Source organism: Micromonospora sp. NPDC049204, from assembly GCF_040647935.1.
Lineage (GTDB): Bacteria > Actinomycetota > Actinomycetes > Mycobacteriales > Micromonosporaceae > Micromonospora.
In genome coordinates this window covers 12,380-26,155 of the sequence record NZ_JBEZDC010000007.1, presented here as the reverse complement: position 1 = coordinate 26,155, position 13,776 = coordinate 12,380, and the positions used below count along the sequence as shown (strand labels likewise).

Below are 13,776 nucleotides of genomic sequence, written 5' to 3'. Positions count from 1 at the left end.
CCACCACAAGTCCATGATCGACCCGGTGAGGTGTGGGGTGGCGGGTTAGAGGCGTTCGAAGCCACGCTTCAGCTCCCAGTCCGTCACCGCGGCGTCGAAGGCCGCCAGCTCGACTCGCGCCTGGTTGGCGTAGTGGGCCACCACCTCGTCGCCGAACGCCTCCCGGGCCACGGTCGACGCCTCCCAGAGGGTCAGGGCGTCGCGCAACGTGCCGGGGACGCGCTCGGCCTCCGGGTCGTCGTACGCGTTGCCGGTGCACTCTGCGGCCAGCTCCAGCTCCCCGTCGATGCCGTGCAGCGCGCCGGCGACCAGCCCGGCGATCGCCAGGTACGGGTTGACGTCGGCGCCGGGCACCCGGTTCTCCACCCGCATGCCCTGCCCGTGCCCGACCACCCGCAGCGCGCACGTGCGGTTGTCCACCCCCCAGCGCAGCGCCGTCGGGGCGAACGATCCGGGTTGGTAGCGCTTGTAGGAGTTGATGTTGGGGGCGAAGAGCAGGCTGAACTCCCGCATGGTGGCGAGCAGTCCGGCGAGCACCCGCTGCCCGGTCGGCGACAGGTGCGCCGGCCCGTCGCCGAGCATCGCCGAGTCACCGCTGGCGTCGCGCAACGAGAAGTGGATGTGGCAGGAGTTGCCCTCCCGCTCGTTCGGCTTGGCCATGAAGGTGATCGCCATCCCCTCCTGGGCGGCGATCTCCTTGGCGCCGTTCTTGTAGATCACGTGGTGGTCGGCGCAGGCCACCGCCTCGTCGTAGCGGAAGGCGATCTCGTGCTGGCCGAGGTTGCACTCGCCCTTGGCGCTCTCCGGGGTGAGCCCGGCAGCGGCCATCTCGGTGCGGATCCGGCGCAGCAGCGGCTCCACCCGGGCGGTACCGAGCAGCGAGTAGTCGACGTTGTACTGGTTGGCCGGGGTCAGGTCGCGGTAGCCGCGCTGCCAGGCGTCCTCGTACGAGTCGCGGAACAGCACGAACTCCAGCTCGGTGCCGGCGTACGCGGTCAGCCCGCGCTCGGCCAGCCGGTCCAGTTGCCGGCGCAGGATCTGTCGCGGTGAGGCGACCACGTCGCCGGAGCCGTCGAGCCAGGTCAGGTCGGCCAGCAGCAACGCGGAGCCCGGCTGCCAGGGCGTCCGGCGCAACGTGGCGAAGTCCGGCACCATGGCGAAGTCGCCGTAGCCGCGTTCCCAGCTCGACATCGCGTACCCGTCGACGGTGTTCATGTCGACGTCCACGGCGAGCAGGTAGTTGCAGCCCTCGCTGCCGTTGGCCACCACCTGGTCGAGGAAGAACGGCGCGTGGAACCGCTTGCCCTGCAGGCGGCCCTGCATGTCGACGAGGGCCAGCACCACGGTGTCGATCTCGCCGGCGTCGACGGCGACCCGCAACTCTTCCAGCGTCAACGGCGTTCTGCTCATGAGCGGGCCTCCATCACCAAGGTCTACTGGCAAACCGGATCACCGTCAATGCCCACGGCATGGTCGGCGGCAAACCACGCGGGAGTTGTCATGCGTCTTCGAGCGGTCCTGGCGGTCGTCACTCTCGCCATCGGGCTCGGCACGGCGGTGAGCGCCGAGGCGGGCGTTCGTCCACGGGACGGGTCGGTCACCGCCGCGGGTGCCGGCGGGTTCGATCTCAGCCAACCGGAGGTCGTCGCGACCGGGCTCGAAGCGCCCTGGGGGCTCGCCTTCCTGCCTGACGGCAGCGCCCTGGTGGCGCAGCGCGACCAGGGCAGCGTGTTGCGGATACGACCGGACCAGCCGCCCGTGCGGGTCGCCCAGATCCCCGGCGTGGTCGCCGGCGGTGAGGGGGGCCTGCTCGGCCTGGCGGTCTCCCCCCGGTACCGCCTGGACCGGTGGGTCTATGTCTGCTTCACCACCGCCACGGACATCCGGATCACGCGGTTCCGGTTCGGCGCGCCGCAGACCCAGCAGGTGATCCTCAGCGGTCCCGCGCGGGCGTCCGTCCACAACGGTGGCCGGATCGCCTTCGGCCCGGACGGGTTGCTCTATGCCGGCATCGGTGACGCGGGCGTCCCCGCCAATGCGCAGAACCTGGCCAGCCGCAACGGCAAGATCCTGCGGATCCGGCCGAACGGGGGCATCCCGGCGGGCAACCCGTTCCCCGGCTCTCCGGTGTTCAGCTACGGCCACCGCAACGTGCAGGGTCTGGCCTGGGACGCGCGGGGCCGATTGTTCGCCACCGAGTTCGGTCAGAACGCCTGGGACGAGGTGAATCGGATCGTCGCGGGCGGCAACTACGGCTGGCCGGTCGTGGAGGGCCCGAGCAGCGATCCCCGGTTCCGTGCCCCGGTGGTCGTCTGGCCCCCGGCGCAGGCGTCGCCGAGTGGGGCCGCCTTCGCGGGCGGCACCCTGTTCGTCGCCGCGCTGCGGGGAGCCCGGCTGTGGGCCGTCCCGATCGGCCCCGCCGGGACGGTCGGCACACCGTCCGCCGAGCTGGTGGGCGCCTACGGCCGGCTCCGTACCGTCGAGGTGGCTCCGGACGGCTCCCTCTGGGTGGCCACCAGCAACCGCGACGGCAACGGCACGCCGGGGCCGCAGGACGATCGCATCCTCCGGTTCACGGCCGGCGAGCGGCAGCCACCGCCCGCCGGCCGTGTCGGAGTCCGTCTCGCGGACACCGCGCAGCCCTGACTCCGGTAGGGCACGGTCATTCGGAGCCGTCGACCGCCGCCGGCTCTGACCTGGGCGCCGGCTCCTCGACGGTACGGACCGGGCCGGCGAACCACTTCCGGGCCGAGGCGTACCACCAGATGGCGACCACCAGCAGCACTCCACCGACGGCGAGTGGCGCGTAGTTCACCGCCGACCAGGTGAACCCGTCGTTGCCGGGCACCCCGGTGGGCACGATCGGCAGCACGAAGTAGACGGCGATGATCGCGATCTCGATCACCGCGATCCAGCCGAGCAGCTTGTACCTGCGGCCCAGCGTCCACGGGCCGGGCACGAACCGGTCGCCCATCCGCAGCCGCAGCGCGATCGGGATGAGGAAGGACAGGTACAGCCCGAGCACCGCCACGGAGACCACCGCGTAGAAGGCGATCGGGATACCGGCCGAGCTCTCGTAGAGCGCCGGCAGGGTCAGCACCAGGCCGGCCAGGGTGGCGCCGATGATCGCGTTGACCGGGGTGCCGTTGCGGTCGACAGTCGACCAGAGCCGCCATCCCGGCACCGCCCGATCCCGGCTGAACGCGTACGCCATCCGGCTCATCGACGTCACGCAGCTCATGCCGCAGAAGAACTGCCCGATGGTCGAGATGATGATGACGATCTTGAAGAAGACCGGGGTCAGCGCCGACTCGAAGATGGCGCCGGAGAACCCGCCTGCCGCGTTGACCGCCTCGACGTCGGTGGCCGCGAAGAGGAACGCCAGCAGCAGGATCCACCCACCGACCGCCGAATAGAAGATCGACTGCCAGAGACCGCGGGCCGCGGCCTGCGACGCGCCCCGGGTCTCCTCGGAGACGTGCGCGCAGGCGTCGAAGCCGGTGATCGTGTACTGGGTCAGCAGGAAACCCAGCGGCAGCACGTAGAACCAGAACGTCAGCCCACCGACGTCCCCGTCACCGAAGCCGGAGTTGTTGAAGCGCTCGGTGAACACGAACTGGAAGCTCTGGTGGTTGTCCGGGACGAAGACCAGGATGGCCACCACGACGGCCGCGCCGGCCACGTGCCACCAGACCGAGACGTTCTGGAGTACGTCGATGATCCGGTGCCCGAAGATGTTGATCAGCCCGTGCAGCACCAGGATGATCACGAAGAGGATGAACGCCTGCCGCAGCGTCCCGGCCCAGCCGTCGAAGAGCGCCGACAGGGTCAGGTTGAGGAACGTCGCGCAGCCGTAGTCCACCGAGGCGGTGACCGCCACCAGACCGATGAGGTTCAGCCAGCCGGTGAACCAGCCGTGCACCGGGCGCCCCATGGTGGCCGCCCACCAGTAGATCCCGCCCGCGGTCGGGTACGCCGACACCAGCTCCGCCATGCAGAAGCCGATGATCAGGATGAACAGCGAGATCAGCGGCCAACCCCAGGAGATGGCGACCGGCCCGCCGTTGTTCCACGCCTGACCGAAGGTGGTGAAGCAGCCGGCCAGGATCGAGATGATCGAGAACGAGATGGCGAAGTTGGAGAAGCCACTCCACTTGCGGCGCAGCTCCTGTTTGTAGCCGAGTTCGGCGAGCCGTCGGGCGTCGTCGTCCATCGGTTGCTCGGCGGTCGGCACGGGCGTCGTGGCCACTGCACACCTCCCTGAGGTGGTTCCGCGTGCGAGTGCGCAAAGTGTCGTCCCGGCTGATCAAGGCGGTCAATACGTCCGGGGTGGCAATCTCACCGGCGGAGGGCTAATTGCGTTGCCGTCCGGCCGCTCCGACCCGCATCCTTGACCCTGTGACCAGGCCCGATCTCCGGGCCACTCCCCGGGCACTCGGACCGCCCGGACCGCGGCGCGGGGCACACCTCTCTCTCACGTACGGCTCATCGCCGTACCCGACAAGTGCCCCGCGCCCACTCCAACGCCGCCGCACCGCGGGCGCGTCACGCCGGAATGGTCAGGTCAGGAGGAGGCCGGTCACCCAGAGCGCCGCGACGGTCAGACCGGCCAGGAACTCCACGAGCATCGACAGGCCGACCGCCTTGATGGCCTGCACGGTGGACGGCCAGGCGAGCCGGTTGCTGCCCAGCCGCAGCCGCTCCGCCGCCCACACCCCGGCGACGAAGCCGAGCACCAGCCCGACGACCGGCACCACGAAGAACCCGATGACGCCGAGCACCCCGCCGGCGAGCAGCGTGGACATCGGCACGCCGGTGTTCTTCAGGTTCCGGCCCGGCCACGCGTACTTGATCACGGTGCCGCCCGCCGCGACGACCGTGGCGGCGGCGAACACCGCCCACCCGCCCATCCCGGCGCCGCCGAAGATCGCCCAGACCAGTACGCCACCCCAGCACAGCGGCAACGCCGGCAGACCGGGCACCACCACGCCGGCCAGCCCGGCCAGGATGGCCAACCCGGCCACCACGGTCACCGCCGTCTGTGAATCTGTCAGGTCCACGCCGTCACCTTCCATCGCCGCCATCCGAGCTGATTCCCGCTCACGCCGCCCCGCCCCGCAGCCGCGCGGTGATGGCGTCGGCCGGGACCGGGGCGCCGAAGTACCGGCCCTGCCCGGTGTCGCAGCGCAGCGCCCGCAGCCGTTCGGCCTGCACCCCGGTCTCGACCGCCTCGGCGGTGACCCACAGCTCCAGTGCGTGCGCCAACCGGACCAACGCGTCGACGATCCGTTCGTCGCGGTGGTCGGCCGCGACGTCGGTCCCGTCGGCGCGGATCCCCTCCACGAACGGGCCGGCGAGCTTCAGCGAGTGGATCGGCAACCGCCGCAGGTACGCGAGGTTCGAGTAACCGGTGCCGAAGTCGTCCACGGCCAGCCGGACGCCGAGCGCGGCGAGCCGATACAGGCTGCGCAGGGGCTCACCGGCGCTGCCCATCACGGCGCTCTCGGTCAACTCCAACTGGAGCAGGTCGGCGGGCAGGCCGGTGCTGTGCAGCACGTCGGCAACAGTGTCCACGATCGCCGGGTCGTCGGCCTGCCGTGCGGCCAGGTTGACGCTGACCACCAGCCGGGCGTCGGGGAACTCCCGCCGCCACCGCTCGGCGTCGTGACAGGCCCGCCGCAGCACCCACTCGCCGAGTCGGACGATGAGGCCGGTCTCCTCGGCCAGGCCGATGAACCGGTCCGGGCCGATCAGGCCCAACTCCGGGTGCTCCCACCGGACCAACGCCTCCACCGCGAGCATGGTGCCCTCCAGCAGCGACACGATCGGCTGGTAGTGCAGCACGAACTCGCCCCGGTCCAGCGCGGCGGGCAGCCCGGCGACGAGTGCCGACCGCGCGATGTCCCGGGCACTGCGCTCCGGGTCGTAGACCGCCCAGCGGCCCCGGCCCGCCCCCTTGGCCCAGTAGAGGGTGGTGTCCGCCGCCTTCATCAGCTCGGACGCGGTGGTCTCCGCCGCCAGGCACTGCACGATGCCCACGCTGGCCGACACGGCCAGCTGGTGGTCACCGACGTGCACCGGGGCCGCGACGGCGGCCAACGCGGACTCCGCGACGGCCACCGCGTCGTCGATGTCGTCCCCGCCGTCGACCAGGATCACGAACTCGTCGCCACCCATCCGGGCGACGAGGTGGCCATGGTCGGCCACGCACGCGGCCAGCCTGCGGGCGATCATCACCAGCAGCCGGTCGCCGAGGTCGTGGCCGAGGCTGTCGTTGATCGCCTTGAAGCCGTCCAGGTCGAGGAAGCACACCCCGACCCGCCGCCCGGCGCCCGCGGCGTCGAGGACCCGGCCCAGCGTCTCGAAGAACAACGTCCGGTTGGGCAGTCCGGTCAGCGGGTCGTGCAGCGCCTGGAAGCGCAGCCGCTGCTGGAGTTCGTACCGCTGGGTGATGTCCTCGACCATCGCGACGGTGAACCGGGGACGCCCGTCGCCGTGCCGGATCAGCGAGACGGCCAGATCCGTCCAGACCACGCTGCCGTCCTTGCGGTGATAGCGCTTCTCCACCCGGGCGGCGTCGTGCTTGCCGTCGACCAGCTCCTCGTACAGCTCCCACATCCCGGCGGCGTCGTCGGGGTGGAACAGCGCCGCCACGTTGCTGCCGCGCAACTCCCCGATCGAGTAGCCGAGCATGTCGGCGAACGCCTGGTTGACATCGATGATCTGGCCGTCCACGCCGGCGATGCCGATGCCGATCGCGGCGCCGCTGAAGACCGCCCGAAAACGGGCCTCGCTGTCGCGCAGTGCCTGCTCGACCCGGTCACGTGCCTGCCAGGCGGAGCGGGCGATCTGCTCCTGCTGGCTGAAGGTACGGTCACGCAGCGCGCGTGCGAACCCGGCCGCCAGCCCGCCCTGCAGCGCGGCCATCCGCTCGGTCAGGTCCGCCGGCCGGTCTTCGGTGGGAAGCAGCCGGCCCGGGAAGTCCGTACCGAGGGCGCGCAGCGTCCAGTCCAGGGCCTGCGGTGCGGTGAGGTGCGCCTCGACAAGCGCCCGACCGACCTCCTCCGCCGGTTCGGCACTGAACGGTTCCGCCCGCACCGCCCGCGCCAGCCGGATCGTGTGCGCCAGCAGCAGCCGCTCGGTCTCGGCCACGCTGAGTGGCACGAAACCGAGACGGCGGATCGCGCGGGCCCAGTCGGCGGCGTACCCCTGGGCGTCGGCCCGGCCGACGGGGTCCGGGACGGCGGTCATGTCGATCAGCCGGCGGGCTGGTCGTACCGGGCGACGCCGCCGAAGGCGCCGAACCGCTCCGGGTGCTCGTCCACGTCGGACGGTGAGTCCGGGCGCCAGAGCGGCATGTGCACCACACCCGGCTCCAGGACGGTCCAGTCGCCGAAGAAGCCGGTGACCTGCGCGCGGGAGCGCAGGGTGATCTCGGTGGCGGTACGGGCGGAGAGTCGCTGGGCGTCCAGCATCTCCTGTGGCTGGTCCTCGAAGGTGGAGTGCGAGACGACCAGGAAGCTGCCCGGCGCGGCGGCGGCGCGCAGGGCGGCCAGGATCTCCTCGGGCCGGTCGCCGTCCGGGATGAAGTGCACCACCCCGGCCAGCAGGATGCCCATCGGCCGGTTGAAGTCGATCAGCCCGAGCTGCCGGGTCTCGGCGAGAATCCGCTCCGGCTCGCGCAGGTCGGCGTGGATGACACCGGTCAGCTCGTTGCCGGCGAGCAGTTCCCGGCTGTGCGCGACGGCCACCGGGTCGATGTCGACGTACACCACGCGGGCCTTCGGGTTGACCCCCTGGGCCACCTCGTGCACGTTGCCCACGGTGGGAATTCCGGAGCCGATGTCGAGGAACTGGTCGATGCCGGCGTCGAGCAGCACCCGGACGGCCCGGCGCAGGAACTCCCGGCCGGCCCGCATGGTGGCGGCGAGATTCGGGGTCATGCTGGCGATCTGCTCGGCCAGTTGCCTGTCGATCTCGAAGTTGTGCGCCCCACCCAGGAAGTAGTCGTACACCCGGGCCGCGCTCGGCCTGGTCAGATCGATCTCGGTCGGCAGTCCGTCCGGCATCAGTGTGCTCCCCAACTCATCGCCGCGGCGCGGGACGGCACCGGCGTCGACGGGCGTGCGCGAGCACCGGCCGACCCGCGGGTCGTGTGGTGTGCACCACTCTAGGCGGCTGACTCCAGCATCAGCGAGATGCCTTGACCGACGCCGATGCACATGGTGGCCAGAGCCCGGCGGCCACCGCGGCGGCGCAGCTCCAGGGCGGCCGTCAGCGCCAGCCGCGCGCCGCTGGCACCGAGCGGGTGTCCCAGCGCGATGGCCCCACCGTTCGGGTTGACGTGGTCGGCGTCCACGGGCAGACCCAACTCCCGCAGCACCGCCACGGACTGCGCGGCGAACGCCTCGTTCAGCTCCACCACGTCCACCGCGCCCAGCTCGACGCCGACGCGGTCGAGCAACTTGCGGGTGGCCGGCACCGGGCCGATCCCCATGATCCGGGGCGGCACGCCGGCCGCCGCCGCACCGACGATCCGGGCCAGCGGGGTGAGGCCGTACCGGGAAACCGCCGCCTCGCTGGCCACCAGCAGCGCGACCGCGCCGTCGTTGACGCCCGAGGAGTTGCCCGCGGTGACCGTGCCGCCGTCGCGGAACGGGGTGGGCAGCGCCGCCAACTTCTCCAGCGTGGTCTCTCGGGGGTGCTCGTCGACCTCGACCAGCCGGGTTTCGCGCCGACCGGCCGGCACGGACACCGCGACGATCTCCTCGGCGAACCGGCCGTCGGCCTGCGCCCTGGCCGCGCGCTGCTGCGAGCGGTACGCGAAGGCGTCCTGCTCGGCCCGGCTGACGCCGTACTCGGCGGCCACGTTCTCCGCCGTCTCCGGCATCGAGTCGATCCCCCACCCGTCGCGCATCAACGGGTTGACCAGCCGCCAGCCCAGCGTGGTGTCGTACACCTCGGCCGAGCGGGAGTACGCCGACGTCGCCTTCGGCAGGACGAACGGCGCCCGGCTCATGCTCTCCACCCCACCGGCGATCATCAACTCGGCCTCGCCGGCGATGATGGCCCGGGCGGCGGTGGCGAGGGCGTCCAGGCCCGAACCGCAGAGCCGGTTGACGGTGCTGCCCGGCACCTCCTCGGGCAGGCCGGCGAGCAGCGCCGCCATCCGGGCCACGTTGCGGTTGTCCTCGCCGGCCTGGTTGGCGCAGCCGAGCACGACGTCGTCCACCCGCGCCCAGTCCACCGACGGGTGCCGGACGACCAGTTCACGGATCACGTGCGCGGCCAGGTCGTCGGGGCGGACGGCGGCCAGCGCGCCCGCGTACCGGCCGATCGGGGTGCGGACACCGGCCACCAGGTATGCCACGGTCATCGCGAGTCCTTCGGGGTGCAGACGGCGGGGGTGGGGCACGCCCACCGGGTCGCGGGGGCTGCCGGCCGCCAGGATATCCGCGCGGGCAACGGATAGGTTGACGGCATGGCCCGGGCCCAGTTCAGCGCAGAGACCAGCGGCGGCGGCGCGTTCGTCCGCCAACCCAACCGGTTCACCGGTCGGGTCACCGCCGACTCGACCTCCCCGCCCGGCGGCGGCCCGGACGAGCAGGACCGCTGGCCCCTGGAGGCCGGCCGCTACCGGCTGATCTGGTGCCGGGCCTGCCCGTGGGCGCACCGGGCGAGGATCGTGCGTGGCCTGCTCGGGCTGGACGAGGCGATCTCGCTGGGCACCGTCGACCCGATCCGCGACGAGCGGGGCTGGGCGTTCGCCCTCGACCCGGACGGCTTCGACCCGGTCCTCGGCGTGAGCTTCCTCTCCGAGGCGTACCTGGCCACCGACCCCGACTACACCGGCCGGGTGACCGTGCCGGCGCTCGTCGACACCCGGACCGGCCGGGTGGTCACCAACGACTACCCGCAGCTGACCCTCGACTTCTCCACCGAGTGGCGGTCACTGCACGCGCCCGACGCACCGGACCTGTACCCGGTCGCGCTGCGCCCCGAGATGGACGCGCTGATGGCCGAGATCCACACCGACGTCAACAACGGCGTCTACCGGTGCGGGTTCGCCACCTCCCAGGAGGCGTACGACGAGGCGTTCCGGACACTCTTCGCCCGGCTGGACGCGCTCTCCGAGCGGCTGGCCGGGCAGCGGTACCTGATGGGTGACGCGATCACCGAGGCGGACGTGCGGCTGTTCACGACGCTTGTCCGCTTCGACGCCGCGTACCACGGGCACTTCAAGTGCAACCGGCAGAAGCTGACCGAGATGCCGGTCCTGTGGGCGTACGCCCGGGACCTGTTCCAGACCCCCGGCTTCGGCGAGACGGTCGACTTCGACCACATCAAGCGGCACTACTACGGCACCCACCGGGAGATCAACCCCAGTGGCATCGTGCCGCTCGGGCCGGACGAGTCGGGCTGGCACACGCCACACGGGCGTGGCTGAGCCGGGTCGTTCCGACACCACGTCCGCGCCGAGGGTCGGCGCGGACGTCGCCCGTCGGGCCGCCGGTTCCGCCGCGGCGGGTTGCGCGCTGGCCGGTGCGGTGGCGGTGACGGTCGCCGTGGTCGCCGGTCCCGGTCCAGGGCTCACCGGGTACGTCAGCGAGGCCGGCATCGCCGGCAGTGGACACGCGGCGACGTACCGGATCGGGGTCCTCGCCCTGGCCGCCGCGTTGCTGTTGCTCGGTGCCGCGCTGCCTCCCGGGGTGTGGGCGGCGGCGCCGGCGCTGCTCGCCACCGGTGCCGTGTTGACGGCGGTGTCCGGGGCGGTGACCTGCTCCGCCGGCTGTCCGTTGCCGCCGTTCGAGCGAGCCACGACCGCTGATCTGGTGCACGGCGGCGCGAGCATCGCGGCCACCGCGTCGGTGGTCTTCGCGATGCTCGCGCTCGCCGTGTCCGGGTCGGCTGGCCCGGCGGTGCGTCGACTGGCCGGCGCGACCGCCGCGCTGGCCCTGCCGCTCTGCGCGACGGTCGGGCTGACCATGCTCGTCGTCGGCCGGGGCGCGGTGGTGGGTGTGCTGGAGCGGCTGGTCCTGTTGCTGCTGGCCGCCTGGGGTCTCGCCACCGCCACCGTACTGGCCCTGAACCACCGACAGGCGAGCTCCTTGTAAGGATCCTCACGTCGACCGCTCCTTGCGATACCCGGGCAGCGGCGTAGTCTCGCCTAGCGATGACCAATGTCTGGGGCCTCACTGTCCGCCTGTATGTCGATCTCCGACTACAGGCCAGTGGCATCTGTCCGGGCTAGCTGCGTTTCCACGCCTGCCCCGATCAGACCGGACAATTGGATAGATTCCTCATGCCCTTCAGCCTGCGCAAGATTCCCTTCTCCGTGCAGATCCTGCTCGGCCTCGTGCTCGGCGTCGCGCTGGGCTTCCTGGCCCGCGCCAACGACCTGAGCTGGCTGACCAGCACACTGCACACCGTCGGTGGCCTCTTCATCCAGCTGCTCAAGCTGGCCGTACCGCCGCTGGTCTTCACGGCCATCGTGGTCAGCGTGGTCAGCCTTCGCGGCGTGGCCAACGCCGCGCGGCTCGCGCTCAAGACCCTGATGTGGTTCGGCATCACCGCGCTGATCGCGGTGAGCATCGGCATCGGCCTCGGGCTGCTCACCAACCCGGGTAAGGGCGTGTCCCTCGACGTGGGTGGCGCGACCCCGCCGAAGAACACCGGCTCGTGGACCGACTTCCTCACCGGCATCGTGCCCACCAACCCGGTCGGCGCGTTCGTCGAGGGCAACGTCCTGCAGATCGTCTTCCTCGCCCTGGTCGTGGGTGCGGCGGCCCTGCTGGTCGGCGACGCCGCCGAACCGTTCGTCGCGCTGAACCGCTCCCTGCTGGAGATCGTCCAGAAGGCACTCTGGTGGGTCATCCGCCTCGCCCCGATCGGCACCCTCGGCCTGATCGGCAACGCCGTCGCCTCGTACGGCTGGGACCTGCTGGCCCCCCTCGCGAAGTTCACCACCGCCGTCTACGTCGGCTGCGCCATCGTGCTGTTCGTGGTCTACCCGCTGGTGCTGATCCTCGCCGGGCGCCTCAACCCGCTGCGCTTCTTCGCCGGCGCCTGGCCGGCGATCGAGCTGGCCTTCGTGTCCCGCTCCTCCGTCGGCACCATGCCGGTGACGCAGCGCTCCGTCGAGCGGCTCGGCGTGCCCCGCGAGTACGCCTCGTTCGCGGTGCCCTTCGGCGCCACCACGAAGATGGACGGTTGCGCCGCCATCTACCCCGCACTCGCCGCGATCTTCGTGGCCCAGGTCTTCGGTGTGCACCTCGGCGTCACCGACTACCTGCTGATCGCCTTCGTCTCGGTGGTCGGCTCGGCGGCCACCGCCGGCCTGACCGGCGCGATCGTGATGCTCACCCTGACCCTCAGCACGCTGGGCCTGCCGCTGGCGGGCGCCGGCCTGCTGCTGGCCATCGACCCGATCCTGGACATGATCCGCACCGCCACCAACGTGGCCGGGCAGGCCCTGGTGCCGACCGTGGTCGCCGCCCGCGAGGGCACCCTCGACCGGGCCGCGTACGAGTCCGCCGGTCGTCGCGACCTGATCGAGCCGGAGCCGGTCGCGGAGACCCGTCCCGAGCTGACTCCAGTTCCCGCCTGACCAGAGCACACCGACGACGACAGGCCCTCCCCCGGGGGGCCTGTCGCCGTCTCGGAGAGGATGGCCCCATGAGTTCCCTGTTCACCCCCCTGGCCCTGCGTGCCGTCACCCTGCCCAACCGGGTCGCCATGGCGCCGATGTGCCAGTACTCCGCCGGCCCGGACGGCCTGCCGACCGACTGGCACCTGATCCACCTGGGCAGCCGCGCGGTCGGCGGCGCCGGGCTGGTGCTGACCGAGGCGACCGCCGTGCTCCCCGAGGGCCGGATCAGCCCGCAGGACACCGGGCTGTGGTCCGGCGCGCACGTCGACGCGTGGCGACCGGTGACCGCGTTCGTCGCCGCCCACGGCGCGGTGCCGGCCGTGCAGCTCGCGCACGCCGGCTTCAAGGCCTCCACCTACCGGCCGTGGGCGCCGGAACGCGGCGGGGTGCCGGACGCCGAGGGCGGCTGGACGCCCACCGCGCCCGGCTCGGAGCCGTTCACCGCCGGCTACCGGACGCCGACCGCCCTCGACGAGGCCGGCATCACCGGTGTGGTCGAGGCGTTCGCGACGGCCGCCGAACGCGCGCTGGCCGCCGGCTTCGCGGCCGTGGAGATCCACGCCGCGCACGGTTACCTGCTCAACGAGTTCCTCTCGCCGCTGACCAACCACCGCACCGACGGCTACGGCGGCGACCGGGCCGCCCGGATGCGACTCACCCTGGAGGTGGCCCGCGCGGTACGCGCCGCGGTCGGCGAGGACGTGCCGGTGCTGACCCGCATCTCCGCCACCGACTGGGTCGAGGGCGGTTGGACGATCGAGGACAGCGTGGTGCTCGCCGGTGAACTGGCCGGCGTCGGCGTCGACCTGGTCGACGCCTCCTCCGGTGGCGTCAGCACGGACCAGCGCATCCCGCTCGGCCCCGGCTACCAGGTGCCGCTGGCCGCCCAGATCCGCCGCGAGGCCGGCGTTCCCACCGGCGCGGTGGGCCTGATCGTCGAGCCCGAGCACGCCGAGCAGATCATCGCGGGCGGCGAGGCCGACCTGGTGCTGCTCGGCCGGGAGTTGCTGCGCGACCCGTACTGGCCGCGCCGGGCCGCCGCCAAGCTCGGTGTCGTCTACTCCGGGCCGCCGCAGTACGCCCGCGCCTGATTCCCGCCCGTCGGACGGCTGCCGGTCCCGCAGCCG

General features: G+C 72.1%; 11 protein-coding genes. 5 read left to right on the top strand and 6 right to left on the bottom strand.

All coding sequences use genetic code 11. The annotated features are described in order from the left end of the window. Positions 1–45: 45 nt before the first annotated feature. A complete protein-coding gene (locus AB0A90_RS15375; protein ID WP_357247250.1) occupies positions 46–1,410 on the bottom strand; it encodes a glutamine synthetase family protein in 1,365 nt (454 codons plus the stop codon). 90 nt (positions 1,411–1,500) lie between these two features. Between AB0A90_RS15375 and AB0A90_RS15370 the strand changes: the two genes are divergently transcribed. Next, positions 1,501–2,646, top strand: a complete 1,146-nt coding sequence (locus AB0A90_RS15370; RefSeq protein ID WP_357247247.1) for a PQQ-dependent sugar dehydrogenase — start codon at positions 1,501–1,503, stop codon at positions 2,644–2,646. A gap of 16 nt (positions 2,647–2,662) precedes the next feature. On the opposite strand, the gene AB0A90_RS15365 is transcribed toward AB0A90_RS15370, so the two are convergent. From AB0A90_RS15365 to pcaF, 5 genes are all read right to left on the bottom strand, one after another. Next, entirely contained in the window at positions 2,663–4,249 is a 1,587-nt protein-coding gene (locus AB0A90_RS15365; protein WP_357247244.1) for an amino acid permease, read from the bottom strand. Positions 4,250–4,559: 310 nt separating this feature from the next. Next, on the bottom strand, positions 4,560–5,060 hold the full coding sequence (locus tag AB0A90_RS15360) for a DUF456 domain-containing protein (RefSeq protein ID WP_357247241.1): 501 nt from the start codon (positions 5,058–5,060) through the stop codon (positions 4,560–4,562). Positions 5,061–5,100: 40 nt separating this feature from the next. Next, positions 5,101–7,251 (bottom strand): EAL domain-containing protein, encoded by a 2,151-nt coding sequence (locus tag AB0A90_RS15355; protein ID WP_357247238.1) that lies wholly within the window; start codon positions 7,249–7,251, stop codon positions 5,101–5,103. A gap of 5 nt (positions 7,252–7,256) precedes the next feature. Continuing rightward, a complete protein-coding gene (locus AB0A90_RS15350; protein ID WP_357247235.1) occupies positions 7,257–8,069 on the bottom strand; it encodes an SAM-dependent methyltransferase in 813 nt (270 codons plus the stop codon). 101 nt (positions 8,070–8,170) lie between these two features. Then, complete coding sequence (pcaF, locus tag AB0A90_RS15345; protein WP_357247232.1) at positions 8,171–9,376, bottom strand: 3-oxoadipyl-CoA thiolase; 1,206 nt, start codon at positions 9,374–9,376, stop codon at positions 8,171–8,173. A 105-nt stretch (positions 9,377–9,481) separates the two neighbouring features. On the opposite strand from pcaF, the gene AB0A90_RS15340 reads away from it, so the two are divergent. The 4 genes from AB0A90_RS15340 (at position 9,482) to AB0A90_RS15325 (ending at position 13,740) form a co-directional block, all read left to right on the top strand. After that, positions 9,482–10,447, top strand: a complete 966-nt coding sequence (locus tag AB0A90_RS15340; protein WP_357247229.1) for a glutathione S-transferase C-terminal domain-containing protein — start codon at positions 9,482–9,484, stop codon at positions 10,445–10,447. Further along, positions 10,440–11,114, top strand: a complete 675-nt coding sequence (locus AB0A90_RS15335) for a DUF998 domain-containing protein (RefSeq protein WP_357247227.1) — start codon at positions 10,440–10,442, stop codon at positions 11,112–11,114. The genes AB0A90_RS15340 and AB0A90_RS15335 overlap by 8 nt, the downstream gene beginning before the upstream one ends. A 200-nt stretch (positions 11,115–11,314) precedes the next feature. Continuing rightward, a complete protein-coding gene (locus tag AB0A90_RS15330) occupies positions 11,315–12,607 on the top strand; it encodes a dicarboxylate/amino acid:cation symporter (protein WP_357248025.1) in 1,293 nt (430 codons plus the stop codon). A 68-nt stretch (positions 12,608–12,675) separates the two neighbouring features. Further along, the gene (locus AB0A90_RS15325; RefSeq protein ID WP_357247224.1) at positions 12,676–13,740 is read left to right on the top strand and encodes an NADH:flavin oxidoreductase/NADH oxidase; all 1,065 of its coding nucleotides are present in this window, start codon (positions 12,676–12,678) and stop codon (positions 13,738–13,740) included. The last annotated feature ends 36 nt before the right edge of the window (positions 13,741–13,776 follow it).

Coding starts and splice junctions, on each gene's coding strand:
- AB0A90_RS15375 (WP_357247250.1), bottom strand. CDS start 1,410: ATGAGCAGAACGCCGTTGACGCTGGAAGAGTTGCGGGTCGCCGTCGAC.
- AB0A90_RS15370 (WP_357247247.1), top strand. CDS start 1,501: ATGCGTCTTCGAGCGGTCCTGGCGGTCGTCACTCTCGCCATCGGGCTC.
- AB0A90_RS15355 (WP_357247238.1), bottom strand. CDS start 7,251: ATGACCGCCGTCCCGGACCCCGTCGGCCGGGCCGACGCCCAGGGGTAC.
- AB0A90_RS15350 (WP_357247235.1), bottom strand. CDS start 8,069: ATGCCGGACGGACTGCCGACCGAGATCGATCTGACCAGGCCGAGCGCG.
- pcaF (WP_357247232.1), bottom strand. CDS start 9,376: ATGACCGTGGCATACCTGGTGGCCGGTGTCCGCACCCCGATCGGCCGG.
- AB0A90_RS15340 (WP_357247229.1), top strand. CDS start 9,482: ATGGCCCGGGCCCAGTTCAGCGCAGAGACCAGCGGCGGCGGCGCGTTC.
- AB0A90_RS15325 (WP_357247224.1), top strand. CDS start 12,676: ATGAGTTCCCTGTTCACCCCCCTGGCCCTGCGTGCCGTCACCCTGCCC.